Genomic DNA, 17,321 nt, shown 5'->3' on the forward strand with positions numbered 1-17,321 from the left:
ACATGACAGCGGTGACACGATCGGAAACCGAGCTGAAGGAGCTGGCGGAGCGCGGCGCGGCGGAGTTGGCCGGCGCCGGCGCCGAGGAACTGCTGCGCTGGACCGACGAGAACTTCGGCAACGGTTACATCGTCGCGTCGAACATGCAGGACGCGGTGCTGGTGGAGATGGCCGCCAAGGTCAGGCCCGGTGTCGACGTGCTGTTCCTGGACACCGGCTATCACTTCGTGGAGACCATCGGCACCCGCGATGCCGTGGAGGCCGTCTACGACGTGCGCGTGGTGAACGTGACCCCGGAGAACTCGGTGACCCGTCAGGACGAGCTGTTCGGCAAGGATCTGTTCGCCCGTGACGCGGGCGCGTGCTGCCGGATGCGCAAGGTCGAACCGCTGGGCAAGGCGTTGAGCAACTACTCGGCATGGGTGACCGGTATCCGCCGGGTCGAGGCTCCCACCCGGGCCAATGCCCCACTGATCAGCTGGGATGCCGCGTTCGGGCTGGTGAAGATCAATCCCATCGCCGCCTGGACCGATGAGGACATGCAGGCCTATATCGACGCCAACGGCATCCTGGTCAATCCCCTGGTATACGAGGGCTATCCCTCCATCGGCTGCGCGCCGTGCACGAGCAAGCCCGTCGAGGGTGCCGACCCGCGCAGCGGACGGTGGGCGGGTCAGTCCAAGACCGAGTGCGGTCTGCACGCGTCATGACCGCGACGGTGCCCGCACCGGTTCTCGTCCTGACCGCCCACGGCAGCGCCGATCCGCGTTCGGCCGCCAACACGCACGCGGTGGCCGACACGATCCGCGTCCTGCGACCCGGGCTGGAGGTCGTGCCCGCTTTCTGCGAGCAGAACGCGCCAGGCTTGGTCGATGTGCTGCGTCAGGTCGGCGATCGTGCCGTGGTGACGCCGTTGCTGTTGGCCAGCGCCTATCACGCTCGGGTGGACATCCCCGCCATGATCGCCGAGAGCGGTACCGCGGCGCGGCAGGCCGACACCCTCGGCGAGGATGACCAGCTGTTGGCCGTGTTGGGCAGGCGGATTGCCGAGGCCGGCGTGTCCGTCCACGACTCGGACGTCGGAGTGATCGTGACCGCGGTCGGTTCGTCGCGACAGGACGCGAATGCCCGCACCGCGACGGTGGCCGCTACAGTCGCACTCAACAGTGCCTGGGCGGGGGTGACGACCGCCTTCGCCACCGGGTCGCAGCGCTCGCTACCCGATGCCGTGCGCGGGTTGCGGCTGCGCGGCGCTCAGCGCATCCTGATCGCCCCGTGGTTCCTGGCGCCCGGGAAGATCACCGATCGGGTGGCGGATTTCGCTGCCGCACACGGTATTTCGATGTCCGCTCCGCTTGGTGCGCACCGCCTGGTCGCCGAGACCGTGTTGGACCGATTCGACGCGGCGATCGCGTTGTCTGTCGCGGCATAGCCGCATAGCGGTACCTAGTCGATCAGCCGGGTCACCGCGTCGACGAGCCTCTCGCGTTCGGCATCGACGAGGAACGCGGGGTCGGTGGCCAGCCTGCTCAGGAAGCCGTCCAGCAGCACCATGACCCAGGTGGCCAGTTCCGGCGCCGGCAGATCGCGACGCATACAGCCCCGTTGCTGTGCCCGGCGCACCACGTCGCGCAGGCCCGTATGCTGGGCCCGGTCGTCGGCTGCCAGCGCCTCGGCGACAGCGGGTTCGGCCATCACCGCACCGACCGCGCGGATGAAGCCGGGAACCCGCGCGTCCGCGGCGGTGTCGGCGGTATGCCTGACCCAGTCCAGCACCACCGCGAGCGGATCATCGCGAGGGCCGCGGTCGGAGAACCATTCCCGGGTCTGCTCGGTGCCCACTTCCAGAATCGCCACTAGCACATCGGTTTTCGTCGGGAAGTAGTGGAAGAACGTCCCTGAGCCGACGCCCGCCTGCGCACAGATCGCGGCGGTGGTCGTGGCGGCCACACCGCCGGCGGCGAAACAGGTCATCGCCGCATCGATGATGTGCGCGCGGCGGGCAGCATGTTTGACCGGGTCGACCGTGCGGGCCATCGGGCACCTCCTCAAGACTATTAATAGAGTATCCACTCCGATAATCTGATGTCATGCCGACACCGGAACGCTGGTATCTGGATGCCGACGGACACCGACATATCGTCGAGGTCGAACCCGCAGGCCTCGGGCGGCGGGCGACCTGGTCCGTCGACGGCACGACAGTCGCTCAGCGCCGCAGCGCCGCCGGCCGGATCACCCTCACCCCCGCGTCCGATACCGGTATCGCGGGATCGGTCCGACTGCGGTTCGGCTCGTTCGGTCCAGCCCGCCGGGTGTCCTGGCACCCGCGCAAGACCCCTCGGCCGCGGTGGGCCTGGGCGGCCAGGATTTCCGCGCCGAGGCCGGCTCACGCGCCGCCCGTCGCGACGCCTTCATCGCGGCCCACCCCCGCGCCTACACGGGATACCGCATCACCATGGCCATCGCGACGCTCGCCGTGGCGTTGGCGGTCGGCCCCATCGTCTCCTGGTTCGTCAACAACGTTCCCTGGCAGCACCTCCCGGCCATCCCCTGGCCCGACGTCCAGCTCCCCGATTGGTCTTTCCCGGACTGGCTCAGCGACGTCATCGACGCGATGAAGTTCGTCATCCCGGTCCTCATCGCCTTCGGGCTCGCCCGCCTGGAATTACGCAGACGCAGACAACAGCGCGAACGGCACCGGGGCTGAATTCGGCAGACATAGGGTGAGCACATGAGATTCGACGAGTACCGCAGCCACGACGCCATCGGACTGGCCGAACTGGTGGCAGCCAAGCAGGTCACCGCGGCCGAACTGCTGGAGCTGGCCACCGCGCGGGCCGCTGAGGTGAACCCGCGAATCAACGCGATCGTGCGCGATGTGCCCGCACAGCCCACCGACGACCTGAGCGGTCCGTTCGCCGGCGTGCCGTTCCTGATCAAGGACCTCGCCCAGGATTACGCCGGGCTTCCCAGCTCGGCCGGTTCCCGCTCGCTGCAGCACCTTCCGGTCGCCGAGCACTCCACCATCGTCTCGCGCTGGCTTGACGCCGGACTGGTGATCTTCGGCAAGACCAATCTGCCCGAGTTCGGCGCCAAGGGCATCTCCGAACCGCAGCTGTGGGGACCCGCCCGCAACCCGTGGGATCTCGATCGGACCCCGGGTGGCTCATCGGGCGGTTCGGCGGCGGCGGTCGCAGCAGGCATCGTGCCGTGCGCGGGGGCAAACGATGGCGGCGGGTCCATCCGTATCCCCGCCGCCTGCTGCGGTCTGGTCGGTCTCAAACCCGGCCGCGGCCTCACCCCGATGGGCCCGGCCAGCGGTGAGTCGATGCACGGTTCGGCCGTGCAGGGTGTCGTGTCGCGCAGCGTCCGCGATTCCGCGGCGATGCTCGACGTCATCGCCGGCGGCGAACCATTCGGCCCCTACTCGCCGGCCCCGGCCGCGGCGCCGTACGCATCGGTTGTGGGGCGCGACCCCGGCAGGTTGCGCATCGGAGTGCGCGTCCCGGCCGCCATCACCCCGCATCCACACCGAGAGGCGTACGCCGCGGTGGAGAAGACCGTCGAGACGCTCACCGCACTCGGCCACCATGTGCAGGAGTTGCCCGAGGCGCCCTTCGACGATGCCGCCCTGGCTCGCGACTTCCTGCTGACCTGGTTCGTCTACCTGGCCTGGGAGGTCGACGAGGCCAAGCGCGTCACCGGCTGCGGTGACGAGATGTTCGAACAGGACACCCTGATCATGGCCGCGCTCGGACGCGCCACCAGCGGCGTGGATTACGTCGACGCGGTGCAACGCCGCCACGAGCACACCCGCCGGCTCAGCACCTTCTTCGAGAGCCACGACCTGCTGCTGACGCCGACGCTGGCGACGCCTCCGCCGCGCATCGGCGAGTTCGATCTGCCCGTTGCGCTGCAGCGCGGCGCCGATCTACTACTGAAGACCCGTACCGCAAAACTGCTGCGCTACACCAAGATCGTGGACGATATGGTCGACAAGAATCTCGGCTGGGTGCCCTACACGCAGCTGGCCAACATCACCGGCCGGCCCGCCATCACGCTGCCGCTGCACTGGACCGTGGACGGGCTACCCCTGGGTGTGCAGTTCGTCGCGCCGCTGGCCGGCGAGTCCCTGCTGCTGACGTTGGCCGCCCAGTTGGAGCAGGCGCTGCCGTGGGCCGATCGAGTGGCCCCGCTCTAAGCCAACGCGTCAGCGCGAACCTCTGCGCTCTGCAGCTCACCGGCGATCGGCGGGACCCGGGTCGCCCGCACGTAGACGGTGTCACCGGCACGCAGGCCGAGCGCCTCGGCATCACCGCGGGTGATCTGCGCGGTGAACGGGGTGCCGTTGACCGCGCTGGTCAGCTCCACCCGTACCTCGAAGCCCAGTGTCACGATCCGGTCGATGGTGGCCTTGGTCACCCCCGTCGACTCGGCAGTGCCGTCACCCGCCGCGATGGCCAGATCGGGGTTACGTCCCACGCGGATATCGTGCGGACGCACCAGGATTCCGTTGAGCAACGACACGGTGCCCAGGAAGGACATCACGAACGGGTTGGCGGGGGCGTCGTACACCTCGGTGGGCGAGCCCACCTGTTCGATGCGTCCCTTGTTCAGCACCGCGATGCGGTCGGCGACATCCAACGCCTCGGCCTGGTCGTGGGTGACCAACACGGTGGTCACGTGGACGTCGTCGTGCAACCGGCGCAGCCAGGACCGCAGGTCCTCACGGACCTTGGCATCCAGCGCACCGAAGGGCTCGTCGAGCAGCAGCACCTCGGGATCGACGGCCAGCGCCCTGGCCAGCGCCATCCGCTGGCGCTGCCCGCCGGACAGCTGTGCGGGATAACGGTTCTGGAAACCGGCGAGGCCGACGACCTCGAGCAGGTTGTCGACCTTCTCCTTGATCTCGTTCTTCGGCTTCTTGCGGATGGACAACCCGAACGCCACGTTGTCGCGCACGGTGAGGTGCTTGAACGCGGCATAGTGCTGGAACACGAAGCCGATACCGCGCTTCTGCGGCGGCACGCCCGTCACGTCGCGGCCGTTGATGGTGATCGACCCGGTATCGGGCTGGTCGAGACCCGCGATGGCACGCAGCAGCGTCGACTTGCCCGAGCCGCTGGGCCCCAGCAACGCGGTCAGCGAACCCTTGGGCACCACGAAGTCGATATTGTCCAGGGCCGCGAAGTCACCGTAGTGCTTGTTCGCGCCCTTCACCGTGATCGCGGTTTCGCTCATCGGTCGGTCTCCTTCAGTCCTCAGTCTTGACGCGCGAACGTTGAGCGTCAAACAAAATCTGCGCCACCAGGACGATCAGCGCGACGGCCATCAGTACGACCGAGATGGTGTAGGCGCCGTAGGGATTGCCCAGGGTGTATCGGTCGTGCACCAGCAGCGTCAGCGTCTGCGACTGCCCGGGCAGATTCGACGAGACCATCAGCACGGCGCCGAACTCCCCGAGCGTGCGGGCCACGGTCAGCACCACCCCGTAGGTCAGCCCCCATCGGATCGAGGGCAGGGTGACCCGCCAGAAGATCTGCCACCAATTGGCACCGAGGGTGGCCGCGGCCTCCTCCTGATCGGTGCCCACCTCGTGCAGCACCGGCTCGACCTCGCGGATGACGAACGGGATGGTCACGAACAGGCTGGCCAGCACGATGCCGGGGAACCCGAAGATGATCTTCAATCCCCAACTGTTCTCCACGAACCCGAACAACCCGGCACTGCCCCACAAGACGATCAGCGCCACACCGATGACCACCGGCGATACCGCGAAGGGCAGGTCGATCGCGGCCTGTAGCGCGTTCTTGCCGCGGAACTTTCGCCGCGCCAACACGATTGCCGTGGGCACCCCGAACACGACGTTCAACGGCACCACGATCGCCACCACCAGCAGGGACAGCGACAGCGCGGACTGTGCTGCCGGGGTCGATATCGAAGCGAAGAACTCGCCGATGCCCGGCGCGAACGCCCGCCACAGGATGGCCCCGAGCGGCACCACCAGCAACGCCACGATGTACAGCGACGCGATGAGTCGCAGGATCAGCCGGGTGGACCGGGACAGCGTCATCGGGCCGACTCCTCCCGCTTCGCGGCCCGCGCACCGAAATAGCGCAGGATGAACAGCACCACGAAGGAGATCAGCAGCAGCACGATCGAGATCGCCGCCGCGCCGACCCGATCGTCGTTCTCGATCAGGGTGCGTATCCACTGCGAGGACACCTCGGTCTCACCGGGGATGGCGCCGCCGATGAGCACGATCGAGCCGAACTCGCCGATGGCGCGGGAAAACGCCAGTCCGGCCCCGGACAACAGGGCCGGAGCCAGTGCGGGCAGGATCACCCTGACGAATATCGTGAGGTTGTTGGCGCCCAGCGAGGCCGCGGCCTCCTCCACCTCATGGTCCAGCTCGAGCAACACCGGTTGCACGGCGCGCACCACGAACGGCAGCGTCACGAAGGCCAGCGCAAGCGCCACGCCCCAGGACGTGTGCTGGATGTGGATGCCCACCGGGCTGCCCGGTCCGTACAGCGAGAGCAGCACCAGGCTCGCCACGATCGTCGGCAGCGCGAACGGCAGGTCGATGATGGCGTCGACGACCCGCTTGAACGGGAAGTCGTCGCGCACCAGGACGAAGGCGATCAGCAGCCCGAAGACCACGTTGAGCAGGGTCACGCCGATCGAGATGGTCAGCGTCACCCGGAACGAGGCCAGCGCCGACGGTGAGGACACCGCCGACCAGAATGCCGACCAGCCGCCCTCGGCCGATGTCACCACGATCGCCGCCAGCGGCAACAGCACGATCAGCGACAACCACAGCACCGCCACCCCGACCTGCAGGGTGGCGCCGCTGGGGCGCGGCGACAATCTCCGCGGGGCAGGCTGGCCGCCCGGAGCAAGCTCCGGACGGCTCGCCTCCGGATTCGACTGAATCGTCATGTGCGAATCGCTTCGTCTCTCGCCCGGTACTGCCTAACCGGTGGCCTGCTTGTAGATCTTGGTGATCTCGCCGTTGTCCTTGTCGAACAGCTGCGGGTCGACCTTCGACCAGCCGCCCAGGTCGGCGATGGTCCACAACTTCTCCGGTGCCGGGAACTTGTCGGCGAAGTCCGCGGCGACGGCCGGATCGACCGGGCGGAAGCCCGCCTCGGCCCAGACCTTCTGCGCTTCCGGGGTGTACTGGAAGTTGACGAAGTCGGTGGCCTTGTCCAGGTGCTTGCTGGTGTTGACCACGGCGACGGGATTCTCGATCTTGAAGGTCTGCGGCGGGTTCACGTGTTCGAGGTCGTAGTGCAGGGCCTCGTTCTCGTAAGCCAGCAGCACGTCGCCGGTGCCCTGCCGGAACACATCGGTGGCCTCACGTCCCGAGCCGGGACGCAACTTGACGTGCTGGGTCACCAGTTCCTGGACGTAGGCGATACCGGCGGCGTGATCCTGACCGCCGTTGCTCTTGGCCGCATACGGGGCCAGTAGGTTCCATTTGGCAGATCCCGAGCTCAACGGGCTCGGTGTGATGACCTCGACACCGGGCTTCAGCAGATCATCCCAGTCGCGAATGTTCTTCGGGTTGCCGGGACGGACGGCGAAGGTGACCAGCGATCCGAAGGGCACACCCTTCTGGGCGCCCGCGTTCCAGTCCTCGTCGACCAGGCCGGCCTTCACCAGCCGGGTGATATCGGGCTCGACGGAGAAGTTCACGACATCGGCGGGCTTGCCGGACTCGACACCACGGGATTGGTCACCGGATGCGCCGTAGGACGCCGTGACCCCGACACCCTTGCCTTCCTCGGTCCCGGCGAAGACGGGAGCCACCTTGGACCAGCCCGGCTCGGGTACTGCGTAGGCCACCAGCGTCAGGGTGGTGTCGGCGTCGGGGCTGTTGCCGCCGCCGGCGACATCGCTGGCACCACCGCCGCAGGCCGCGAGCAGGGTGGTGGACAGGGCCAGCGCGGTGAGGGCGCTCAGACGTTTGGCGGTTCTTCCGGGGTTGCGCATCGATGACCTTTCCAGGGCGGGATTGGGGCAGGGCTGCCGTCTACACGGAAAGGTGATGGAAGGGTGCGCGACGGGGACCTCATGCCGCTACCAACGCCGAACCGCAGACGGGTGTGGTTTCAGCGACAACAACAGACATCGGCGACAGCGGAAAAACCCACGGCAATGAGGGCCAAGACATGGCCGCTCTTGTTGCCGGACGCTGCGCGCATGGCCGGAAGAGTATCAGAATCGCGAGGTGGCGCTTGCCGAGCAGCTATCGGGCAGCTATCGGGCAGCTATCGGGCTATGAACCACATGACGATGACCAGGATCACCAGCGCGACCAGCGCCAGGGTCACCCGCGAGCGGGGCATCTGGTTCACGACGGCTCCTGCTCTTCGTGGCGGGCCTTGCGCAGTACCTTGATGCCGTTACCGAGCGCTCCGTCGAGCACGACGGCGGTCCCCAGTGCCAGGAGTAGGACCACCGGCATCACGATGGCGGTCTGGGCGACGAACCCGAGGCCCGACAGCCACAGTTCGACACCGTCCCACCAACTCAGGAAATCGCCCATCCGTCCCACAGTAGTGCCAGGATGAAACGGTGCCGAAGGCCCCGCAGGATGCCCCCACCACCGGATGCGCGATCGTCGGCGGCGGGCCCGCGGGGATGATGCTGGGGCTGCTGCTGGCCAGGGCCGGCGTGCAGGTCACGGTGCTGGAGAAACACGAGGACTTCCTGCGTGACTTCCGCGGTGACACGGTGCACGCCAGCACCCTGCGCATGCTCGACGAACTCGGCCTCGGCGCGCGCTTCGCAGAAGTACCGCACCGGATGATCGAGTCCCTCGAGCTCAAGGTCCAGGGTGTCCCGGTCCAGGTCGACCTGCGCCACCTGCCGGGAGCACACCAGCACATCGCCCTGGTGCCGCAGTGGGACTTCCTCGAACTGCTGGCCGCGGCCGCCGCGCAGGAGCCGACCTTCACTCTGCTCCGCAGCTGCGAGGTGCTCGGCCCGCTGATGACCGGCAGCTCGGTCTCCGGGGTCCGCTACCGCGACGCCGCCGGGGCGATCCGTGAACTGCGGGCCCCGCTGACGGTGGCCTGCGATGGCCGTGGCTCGACGCTGCGCGACGCAATAGGGTTGACACCCAAGCGCTTTGGGGCGCCGATGGATGTGTGGTGGTTCCGGGTCCCCCGTCACGACAACGACCCGGCCGGGCTGGCCGGGGCGATGGGCCGAGGCCATATGATGGCGATGATCGACCGCGGGGACTACTACCAGTGCGCCTTCGTCATTCCCAAGGGATCCGATGCGGCCCTCCGTGCGGAGGGAATCGAGTCGTTGTACCGTCGGGTCACCGATGTGGTGCCGTGGGTCGCCGACCGCATCGCAACGGTCGCCTCGTTCGACGATGTCAAACTGCTCGACGTGCAGCTGGATCGGCTGCCGCGCTGGTATACCGACGGCGCGCTGATCATCGGTGACGCGGCCCACGCCATGTCACCGGTGGGCGGCGTCGGGATCAACCTGGCGGTCGCCGACGCGGTGGCGGCCGCCCGCCTGCTCGCCGACCCGCTACGCACCGGCTCGGTGCCCGCCAAAGTGCTCCGGCGCGTGCAGATCCGCCGGTGGCTGCCGACCGTCATCATCCAGAGCGTGCAGCGGATGGTGCACAACCGGGTGATCGCCGTCGCCGTCTCCGGAACCGGCCCCGATCGGCCGCCCGCAGCGGTTCGGCTGGTCAGCCGGGTTCCGATGCTGCGCAGGATCATCGGTTACGGAGTTGCCATCGGGCCACTTCCCGAGCACATACCTGCCTACGCGCGGCGCTGACGGCCGGGCTCGCGCGACTAGACGTGTGCGCGATCTGGACCGATGATGGGCGGCATGGTTCTGGAACACACCGATCACGATTCGATGCCGACGCCGTTCACCGCGACGGCGCCCATCGCCTACGCACCCACCGGAGCCTTGCGAAACCCGTTCCCGCCCATCGCGGATTACGGCTTCCTCTCCGACTGTGAGAACACCTGCCTGGTGTCCTCCGCCGGTTCGGTGGAATGGCTGTGCGTCCCGCGCCCCGACTCCCCCAGCGTGTTCGGTGCCATCCTGGACCGTGGCGCAGGCCACTTCCGGTTGAGCCCCTACGGCGTCTCGGTGCCCTCGGCACGGCGTTACCTGCCGGGCAGCCTCATCATGGAGACCACCTGGCAGACCCACACCGGCTGGATGATCGTGCGCGACGCCCTGGTGATGGGACCGTGGCATGACACCGAGACCCGGTCGCGCACCCACCGCCGGACCCCCACCGACTGGGATGCCGAGCACATCCTGCTACGTACGGTGCGCTGCGTCAGCGGTGTCGTCGAGCTGGTGATGAACTGCGAACCGAACTTCGATTACGGGCGCAGCCCGGCCACCTGGGAGTACTCCTCGTCCGCCTACGGTGAGGCGATCGCGCGGGCGAGCAAGGATCCCGACGCCAATCCGACCCTGCGGCTGACGACGAACCTGCGCATCGGCCTGGAGGGACACGAGGCGCGCGCCCGCACCCGGCTGACCGAGGGTGACAAGGTTTTCGTCGCGCTGAGCTGGTCGAAACATCCCGCGCCGCAGAACTTCGAGGAAGCCGCGGACAAGATGTGGAAGACCAGTGAGTCCTGGCGCCAGTGGATCAACATCGGCGATTTCCCGGACCACCCGTGGCGGGCCTATCTGCAGCGCAGCGCGTTGACCCTGAAAGGCCTCGTCTACTCCCCGACCGGCGCCCTGTTGGCCGCCAGCACCACCTCGTTGCCGGAAACCCCGCAGGGCGAACGGAACTGGGATTATCGCTATTCGTGGATCCGGGACTCGACGTTCGCGTTGTGGGGGCTCTACACCCTCGGCCTGGACCGCGAAGCCGACGATTTCTTCTCCTTCATCGCCGACGTGTCCGGGGCCACCAACGGTGAACGCCACCCGCTGCAGGTGATGTACGGCGTCGGCGGGGAGCGCAGCCTGGTCGAGGAGGAGCTCAATCACCTTTCGGGATACGACTATTCGCGACCGGTGCGGATCGGCAACGGCGCCTACAATCAGATGCAGCACGATATCTGGGGCACCATGCTCGATTCGGTGTATCTGCACGCCAAGTCGCGTGAGCAGATTCCGGAGGCGCTGTGGCCGGTGTTGAAGAATCAGGTCGAGGAGACCATCAAACACTGGAAGGAACCCGATCGCGGGATCTGGGAGGTGCGCGGGGAGCCGAAGCACTTCACCTCCAGCAAGATCATGTGCTGGGTCGCCATGGACCGCGGGTCCAAATTGGCTGAGCTGCAGGGCGAGAAGTCCTATGCCCAGCAGTGGCGCGAGATCGCCGAGGAGATCAAGGCCGACATCCTGGCCCACGGCGTGGATTCCCGCGGGGTGCTCACCCAGCGCTACGGTGACGATGCGCTGGACGCGTCGCTGTTGCTGGCGGTGCTGACCCGTTTCCTGCCTCCCGACGACCCGCGGATCCGGGCCACCGTGATGGCGATCGCCGAGGAGCTCACCGAGGACGGACTGGTACTGCGGTACCGCACCGAGGAGACCGACGACGGGCTGTCCGGCGAGGAGGGCACCTTCACCATCTGTTCGTTCTGGCTGGTGTCCGCGCTGGTCGAGATCGGCGAGGTGCGCCGGGCGAAGCGGCTGTGCGAGCGGTTGTTGTCGTTTGCCAGCTCGCTGCACCTCTACGCCGAGGAGATCGAACCGCGCACCGGCAGGCATCTGGGTAACTTCCCGCAGGCATTCACCCATCTCGCGCTGATCAACGCAGTGGTGCACGTGATCCGCGCCGAGGAGGAAGCCGACAGCACCGGGACCTTCCAGCCGGCCAATGCGCCGATGTAGCGCACCCGGTCACGCCGAGACGGTGATCTCGAACTCGATGACCGTCGGGGTGGGGATGGCCAGCGCCACCGGGGTCAGCCGTTCGTCCTCGTAGGCGATACCGGTCAGCACCCGACCACCGAAACCGTCACCGGTGGCGGGCACACGTGCGGTGATCGTGACGGCCGCGTTGCCGGTGTGACGAAGGTAGATGTCGGCGCCCGGTGCCACCGGACCCGCGATCGGCACACCGGCCGCATCGACGATCTGCCCGGCCGACGAGCTCAGCGCCGCCGCGTCGGTCGCATGAAAACCGAACGGTCCCAGCAGATCTGTCTGTACCGTCACCCGATCGGTGGTCAGCCGCGGCGCCACCGTGGCCCGGCGCGCGTTTTCCGCCCCGGCGATCAGGTGGTCGTAGAGCGCGACGACACGGTCGGCATTGCGGTACCGCCCCGAACCGTGCAGCGTGAAGCTCACATCGTCGATCGTCACCGATTCCCCCGACGATCCGACCTCGGTCACCACCTGCAACCGATAGAACCGGTAGCCCCGGTGTGCCTGTCCGGCCACGGCGTCCGAGGTGGTCGTGCCCACCCCGAGCCGGCGCCGGTGCGTGCCACGGCCGGCGGGCACGTTCAGGCCGGAGGCCGTCACATCGCGCCAGGTGATGCCATCGCAAGACTTCTGCAGCTGCATCGACACGGCGCGATCGGACGCCAGGTCCACGGTGTACCCGGAAAGCTGTGGCGTACCGTCGAACTCGAAGATCAGGGCACCCGGCTCTTCGGTCATCGCGACGGGCACATCGAGCGGCCGGTTGTCCAGACGCAACCCATTGGTGAAATGCCAGATCGCGGCCTGGGTGGCCGCGATGGCCTCGTGCTCGGCCAGATGTGCTGTGCCACCCAGGGTTCCGGCAGCGAACACCCGATGGCTCAGTTCCACCGTGCCCAGCGTGGGATACGAGTTCCTGATGATCCAGTCCACCTCTGCCTCGTATGCGCGCGCCGAGGAATTGCGCACAGCCGACCAATTCGCCGGGCGGTACCGCGACGGACGTGTCGGTGCGGCGCCCATGAAATCCACTGAGTAGGAGTCGATCCCGGGATTGAGCCGGATCAGGTCGGTGCGCGCGACACTGCCGTCGGTGAAGACCACGGTGTCCACGGTCGGCGAGTAGGTGCCGCCGCGATATCGGGTCATCCGTGGGATATCGGCGGTGCGGCGCACCGTACGACGCACCGACACCGGTGCGGTGCCGACGGGATGCAGAGCGAGAGCGGGCATTGCTGTGAGCTTTCTGAAGGCTATGAACTGCGCGAATCCGCATACCGCCGAGAGAGGGCGGGAACGGACGCGGGGGTCGACGTCAGAAAATCAACAACAACAACAACACGACACGACGACACAGCGCACCATGGCGGCACGCAACGAATCGTCGTGGGACATGAGCGCCACGATAGGCCCAAACCGGCGGAAATGCCAGTGGTGGGTTTAACTTCACCGTGCGCGCCAAGGCTGTCGGATTCGTTTTCGGGCCGTATCGTGGCCGCCGCATGATCACAACAGAACCCGTCGGAGGTAGCACCCCATGACGTCTGCCCAGAACGAATCGCAGGCACTCGGCGATCTCGCCGCGCGGCAACTCGCCAACGCCACGAAGACCGTTCCCCAGCTGTCCACCATCACGCCGCGTTTCCTGCTGCACCTGCTGTCCTGGGTGCCGGTGGAGGCGGGCATCTACCGCGTGAACCGCGTCGTCAACCCCGACCGCGTCGCCATCCATGCCGACGAGGGCGTCGGCACCGACGATCCGCTGCCCGAGACGTATGTCGACTACGAGACCAGCCCGCGTGAGTACACGCTGCGATCCATCTCGACCCTGCTCGACGTGCACACCCGCGTTTCCGACCTGTACTCCAGCCCGCATGATCAGGTCGCCCAGCAGCTGCGGCTGACCATCGAGACCATCAAGGAGCGTCAGGAGTACGAACTGGTCAACAACCCGGAGTACGGCCTGCTGTCACAGGTCACCCCGGAGCAGACGATCCAGACCCTGCACGGAACCCCCACCCCGGACGACCTGGACTCGTTGATCACGAAGGTGTGGAAGACGCCTGCCTTCTTCCTGACCAACCCGCTGGGCGTCGCCGCGTTCGGCCGGGAGGCCACCCGGCGCGGGGTTCCGCCGCCAGTGGTCAGCCTGTTCGGCGCGCAGTTCATCACGTGGCGCGGTATCCCGATCGTGCCGAGTGACAAGGTGCCGGTGACCGACGGGAAGACGAAGTTCATCCTGGTCCGCACCGGCGAGGAGCGCCAGGGCGTGGTGGGCCTGTTCCAGCCGGGCCTGGTCGGCGAGCAGGCCCCGGGGTTGTCGGTGCGCTTCACCGGTATCAACCGCTCGGCGATCGCGTCGTACCTGGTCACGCTGTACTCATCGCTGGCGGTGCTCACCGACGATGCGCTGGCGGTCCTGGAGGACGTCGGAGTGGACCACTTCCATGAGTACAAGTGACCTCCCGCTGAGCGAGGCCGACCTGTCGGCGCTGGCAAGCCAGTTGTTCGCCACGAGCCTGCGGCCCGGTCCGGACAGCCCACCCGCTACCACCGCGGTGGCCCCGCGTGGAGTCGCCCCGGATGTCACCAGCGCGACCTCGGCGGGCGCCGCGGTGAGCCCCGTGGTGCCGTTCGGTGGGTTCGAGGCATTCGCGGTGACGTCCGGGCTGGTCCCGACCACACCGGGTGTGCTCGCGACTCCCCCATCCGCACCGGCCGCGCCGAACCCTTCCCCGTCGCTTCGCTCGCCCCAGCGCGGTTCAGCGCCGTCCTGGCCCGGTACCGTCCCGGACATCCCGAACTTGGGGTGGACCGGCGCGGCGCCGGCATCGGCGGATGCCGACAGTTACTACTTCCTGCAGCGTCCCGAATCCAATATCGTTGCCGGTGAGCCGGTTCCGGCGATCCGCGATGACCACGAGATCTTCGATGTCAGTGCGATCCGGGCCGACTTCCCGATCCTGCGGGAGACCGTGAACGGCAAACCGCTGATCTGGTTCGACAACGCGGCGACCACGCAGAAACCGCAGGCGGTCATCGACCGGCTGGCGTATTTCTACGCGCACGAGAACTCGAACATCCACCGGGCGGCACACGAGTTGGCAGCGCGGGCCACCGATGCCTACGAGGATGCCCGTGACACGGTGCGACGTTTCCTCAACGCCGGCAAGAGCGAACAGATCATCTTCGTGCGCGGCACCACCGAGGCCATCAACCTGGTGGCCCACTCGTGGGGTGGCAAGCACCTGGGCGCCGGTGACGAGATCGTCATCACGCATCTGGAACATCACGCCAATATCGTTCCGTGGCAACTACTTGCACAGCGGACCGGCGCGGTGCTGAAGGTGGCCCCGGTCGATGATGCGGGCAATCTGCTGCTGGGTGAGTTCGAGAGGCTGCTCGGGCCGAAGACCAAACTGGTTGCGGCCACGCAGGTCTCCAACGCGTTGGGCACCGTGACACCGGTGCAGACGATCGTCGAACTCGGGCACCGTTACGGTGCCAGGGTGCTCATCGACGCCGCCCAGTCGGTCCCGCACATCCCCATCGACGTGCAGGCGCTCGGGGCGGACTTCGTGGCGTTCTCCGGGCACAAGATCTTCGGGCCCACCGGGATCGGGGTGCTGTACGGCACCGAGGAGGCGCTCGCGGAGACCCCGCCCTGGCAGGGCGGCGGCAACATGATCGCCGATGTCACCTTGGAACGTGCCATCTTCCAGGACATTCCGAACAAGTTCGAGGCGGGCACCGGAAACATCGCCGACGCCGTCGGTCTTGGCGAGGCGTTGCGCTACGTGGAACGGGTCGGTATCGAGCGGATCGCGGCCTATGAGCACGCGCTGCTCGACTACGCGACACCGCGGCTGGCCGATATCACCGGGGTGCGGTTGGTCGGTACCGCCGAGGAGAAGGCGAGCGTGCTGTCGTTCGTGCTGGCCGGTCACGAGCCCCTGGAGGTCGGCAAGGCGCTCAATGCCGAGGGCATCGCGGTGCGGGCCGGCCACCACTGTGCGCAGCCCATTCTGCGTCGGCTGGGTCTGGAGGCCACGGTGCGGCCGTCGTTCGCGTTCTACAACACCTTCGACGAGATCGACGTGTTCATCGACGCGGTCCGCCGCATCGCGGAGGGCTCCGCCTAGGCAGCCGGCGAGCAGGCCGGACCTGGGATGATCGACGGGTGAGCCATGACATCCGGGTGTTGACCGCCGAGGACGAGTTGATCGAGGCGGGCAACATCTTCCGCACCGCGATGATCGGTTTTCCGCCGCTCAACGAGCGCCAGCGCGGTGTGATCGGAAAGCTGTTGGAGCCGGGGCGCACGCTCGGCGTATTCGTCGAGGGCAAGCTGGCCGCCACCGCCGATTCCACCACCAGCACCATGACCCTGCCCGGTGGTGCGCGGGTGGGTCATGCCGCGGTGACCCACGTGGGCGTGCTGCCGTCGTACACCCGCCGCGGTATCGCGACCGCGCTGTTGCAGCATCAGTTGCGCGATATCGCCGATCGCGGGGAGGTGTTGGCCTCGTTGCGGGCATCGGAGGCAACGATCTACGAGCGCTTCGGCTACTCGGTCGCGAGCTCAACCGCCACCGTCGAGGTACGCACCGCTCGGGCCGCACTGCGTCCCGGGGTCGCGGCGGGCGGGCCGGTGCGGCTGATCGAACCCGGCCAGGAGTGGGACGCGCTGCCCCGAATCTATGCCGCGCACCGCGGCGTGCGCCCGGGGTCGATCGACCGTGACCCGCACTGGTGGCTCAATCAGCAGTTACGCGCCGAGAGTACTGTCGGTGCGCGTTTCGTCGCCGTGCATGGTCCGGCCGGCGAGGAGACCGGGTTCGTCCGCTACCACCCGGTGGGCACCGACACCTGGTTCACCAGCGATCAGCGCACCGTCGTCGTCGACGATCTGTTCGCCCCCAGCGAGCAGGCCTATGTGGGCTTGCTGCGCTTCCTGCTGGATCTGGATCTGGTGGACCGGCTGGTGTTCACCCAGGCCCCCGTGGACAGTCCGTTGCCATGGCTGTTGCGCGACCGACGTGCTGCCCGAGTCACCGGCGTGCATGACGAAACCTGGTTGCGAGTGGTCGATGTGGCACAGGCGCTGAGTCGGCGTACCTACGCCGGGACACGGAGTGTGACCGTGCAGATCGAGGATCCGCTGCTGAGTCACAATTGCGCGACGTTTGCGATCTCGGCGGACGGAGTTCAGACCACATCCAACCCGGCGCAGCTCGTCGCCGATATTGCCGGCCTCGGAGCCGCACTGCTCGGTGGCACGTCGTGGCGTGATCTCGCATCGGCGGGCCTGGTGGCTGTGCACGATCCGATGGCGTTGGCCGCAGCCGACGAGTTGTTCGCGGTGCCGCAGGAGCCGTATGCGGGGTTCATCTTCTGAACCATGCTGTCCCGCTCAATACGGCGGC

At 67.4% G+C, this 17,321-nt stretch carries 17 protein-coding genes; 9 read left to right on the forward strand and 8 right to left on the reverse strand.

The annotated features are described in order from the left end of the window. Positions 1–2 precede the first annotated feature (2 nt). Complete coding sequence (locus IC40_RS0104875; RefSeq protein ID WP_030133630.1) at positions 3–710, forward strand: phosphoadenylyl-sulfate reductase; 708 nt, start codon at positions 3–5, stop codon at positions 708–710. Continuing rightward, the gene (locus tag IC40_RS0104880; RefSeq protein ID WP_030133631.1) at positions 707–1,432 is read left to right on the forward strand and encodes a sirohydrochlorin chelatase; all 726 of its coding nucleotides are present in this window, start codon (positions 707–709) and stop codon (positions 1,430–1,432) included. The genes IC40_RS0104875 and IC40_RS0104880 overlap by 4 nt, the downstream gene beginning before the upstream one ends. Before the next feature lie 14 nt (positions 1,433–1,446). Here the strand turns inward: IC40_RS0104880 and IC40_RS0104885 are convergent, their stop codons facing one another. After that, positions 1,447–2,037, reverse strand: a complete 591-nt coding sequence (locus IC40_RS0104885; protein WP_036469394.1) for a TetR/AcrR family transcriptional regulator — start codon at positions 2,035–2,037, stop codon at positions 1,447–1,449. 310 nt (positions 2,038–2,347) lie between these two features. Between IC40_RS0104885 and IC40_RS0104895 the strand changes: the two genes are divergently transcribed. Both IC40_RS0104895 and IC40_RS0104900 read left to right on the forward strand, forming a co-directional pair. Next, positions 2,348–2,707, forward strand: a complete 360-nt coding sequence (locus IC40_RS0104895; protein WP_030133634.1) for a hypothetical protein — start codon at positions 2,348–2,350, stop codon at positions 2,705–2,707. A gap of 24 nt (positions 2,708–2,731) precedes the next feature. Next, a complete protein-coding gene (locus IC40_RS0104900) occupies positions 2,732–4,201 on the forward strand; it encodes an amidase (protein WP_030133635.1) in 1,470 nt (489 codons plus the stop codon). Here IC40_RS0104900 and IC40_RS0104905 read toward each other — a convergent pair. The 6 genes from IC40_RS0104905 to IC40_RS0104930 all read right to left on the reverse strand — a co-directional run bounded on the left by IC40_RS0104905 (position 4,198) and on the right by IC40_RS0104930 (position 8,554). Then, the gene (locus IC40_RS0104905; protein ID WP_030133636.1) at positions 4,198–5,241 is read right to left on the reverse strand and encodes a sulfate/molybdate ABC transporter ATP-binding protein; all 1,044 of its coding nucleotides are present in this window, start codon (positions 5,239–5,241) and stop codon (positions 4,198–4,200) included. The two genes, IC40_RS0104900 and IC40_RS0104905, sit on opposite strands and share 4 nt — an antisense overlap. 13 nt (positions 5,242–5,254) lie before the next feature. Then, positions 5,255–6,073, reverse strand: a complete 819-nt coding sequence (gene cysW / locus IC40_RS0104910; protein ID WP_030133637.1) for a sulfate ABC transporter permease subunit CysW — start codon at positions 6,071–6,073, stop codon at positions 5,255–5,257. Further along, the gene (cysT, locus tag IC40_RS0104915; protein WP_030133638.1) at positions 6,070–6,942 is read right to left on the reverse strand and encodes a sulfate ABC transporter permease subunit CysT; all 873 of its coding nucleotides are present in this window, start codon (positions 6,940–6,942) and stop codon (positions 6,070–6,072) included. Before cysT ends, cysW begins: the two co-directional genes overlap by 4 nt. 33 nt (positions 6,943–6,975) lie before the next feature. Further along, on the reverse strand, positions 6,976–7,998 hold the full coding sequence (locus tag IC40_RS0104920) for a sulfate ABC transporter substrate-binding protein (RefSeq protein ID WP_030133639.1): 1,023 nt from the start codon (positions 7,996–7,998) through the stop codon (positions 6,976–6,978). A gap of 119 nt (positions 7,999–8,117) precedes the next feature. After that, positions 8,118–8,210 carry an Ms4533A family Cys-rich leader peptide gene (locus IC40_RS28535; protein WP_368858996.1) on the reverse strand — a complete coding sequence of 31 codons (93 nt, stop codon included), beginning with the start codon at positions 8,208–8,210 and terminating at the stop codon, positions 8,118–8,120. Between the two features lie 149 nt (positions 8,211–8,359). Further along, a complete protein-coding gene (locus IC40_RS0104930; protein ID WP_019510681.1) occupies positions 8,360–8,554 on the reverse strand; it encodes a hypothetical protein in 195 nt (64 codons plus the stop codon). A 29-nt stretch (positions 8,555–8,583) separates the two neighbouring features. On the opposite strand from IC40_RS0104930, the gene IC40_RS0104935 reads away from it, so the two are divergent. Together IC40_RS0104935 and IC40_RS0104940 are read left to right on the forward strand one after the other, a co-directional pair. Continuing rightward, complete coding sequence (locus IC40_RS0104935) at positions 8,584–9,816, forward strand: FAD-dependent oxidoreductase (protein ID WP_030133640.1); 1,233 nt, start codon at positions 8,584–8,586, stop codon at positions 9,814–9,816. A gap of 84 nt (positions 9,817–9,900) precedes the next feature. Next, complete coding sequence (locus IC40_RS0104940) at positions 9,901–11,859, forward strand: glycoside hydrolase family 15 protein (RefSeq protein WP_234411574.1); 1,959 nt, start codon at positions 9,901–9,903, stop codon at positions 11,857–11,859. Positions 11,860–11,868: 9 nt separating this feature from the next. Here IC40_RS0104940 and IC40_RS0104945 read toward each other — a convergent pair whose 3' ends face one another. Continuing rightward, the gene (locus tag IC40_RS0104945; RefSeq protein WP_030133642.1) at positions 11,869–13,128 is read right to left on the reverse strand and encodes a thioester domain-containing protein; all 1,260 of its coding nucleotides are present in this window, start codon (positions 13,126–13,128) and stop codon (positions 11,869–11,871) included. 304 nt (positions 13,129–13,432) lie between these two features. Here IC40_RS0104945 and IC40_RS0104950 point away from each other — a divergent pair, with 304 nt between their 5' ends. The 3 genes from IC40_RS0104950 to IC40_RS0104960 are packed head-to-tail and all read left to right on the forward strand — an operon-like array spanning position 13,433 to position 17,293. After that, on the forward strand, positions 13,433–14,356 hold the full coding sequence (locus tag IC40_RS0104950) for a family 2A encapsulin nanocompartment shell protein (RefSeq protein ID WP_019510677.1): 924 nt from the start codon (positions 13,433–13,435) through the stop codon (positions 14,354–14,356). Then, on the forward strand, positions 14,343–16,037 hold the full coding sequence (locus tag IC40_RS0104955; RefSeq protein ID WP_191293577.1) for a family 2A encapsulin nanocompartment cargo protein cysteine desulfurase: 1,695 nt from the start codon (positions 14,343–14,345) through the stop codon (positions 16,035–16,037). The genes IC40_RS0104950 and IC40_RS0104955 overlap by 14 nt, the downstream gene beginning before the upstream one ends. A 38-nt stretch (positions 16,038–16,075) precedes the next feature. Beyond that, positions 16,076–17,293 (forward strand): GNAT family N-acetyltransferase, encoded by a 1,218-nt coding sequence (locus IC40_RS0104960; RefSeq protein ID WP_030133644.1) that lies wholly within the window; start codon positions 16,076–16,078, stop codon positions 17,291–17,293. Positions 17,294–17,321 lie beyond the last annotated feature (28 nt).

Source organism: Mycolicibacterium neoaurum ATCC 25795 (genome assembly GCF_000691525.1).
Taxonomy (GTDB): domain Bacteria; phylum Actinomycetota; class Actinomycetes; order Mycobacteriales; family Mycobacteriaceae; genus Mycobacterium; species Mycobacterium neoaurum.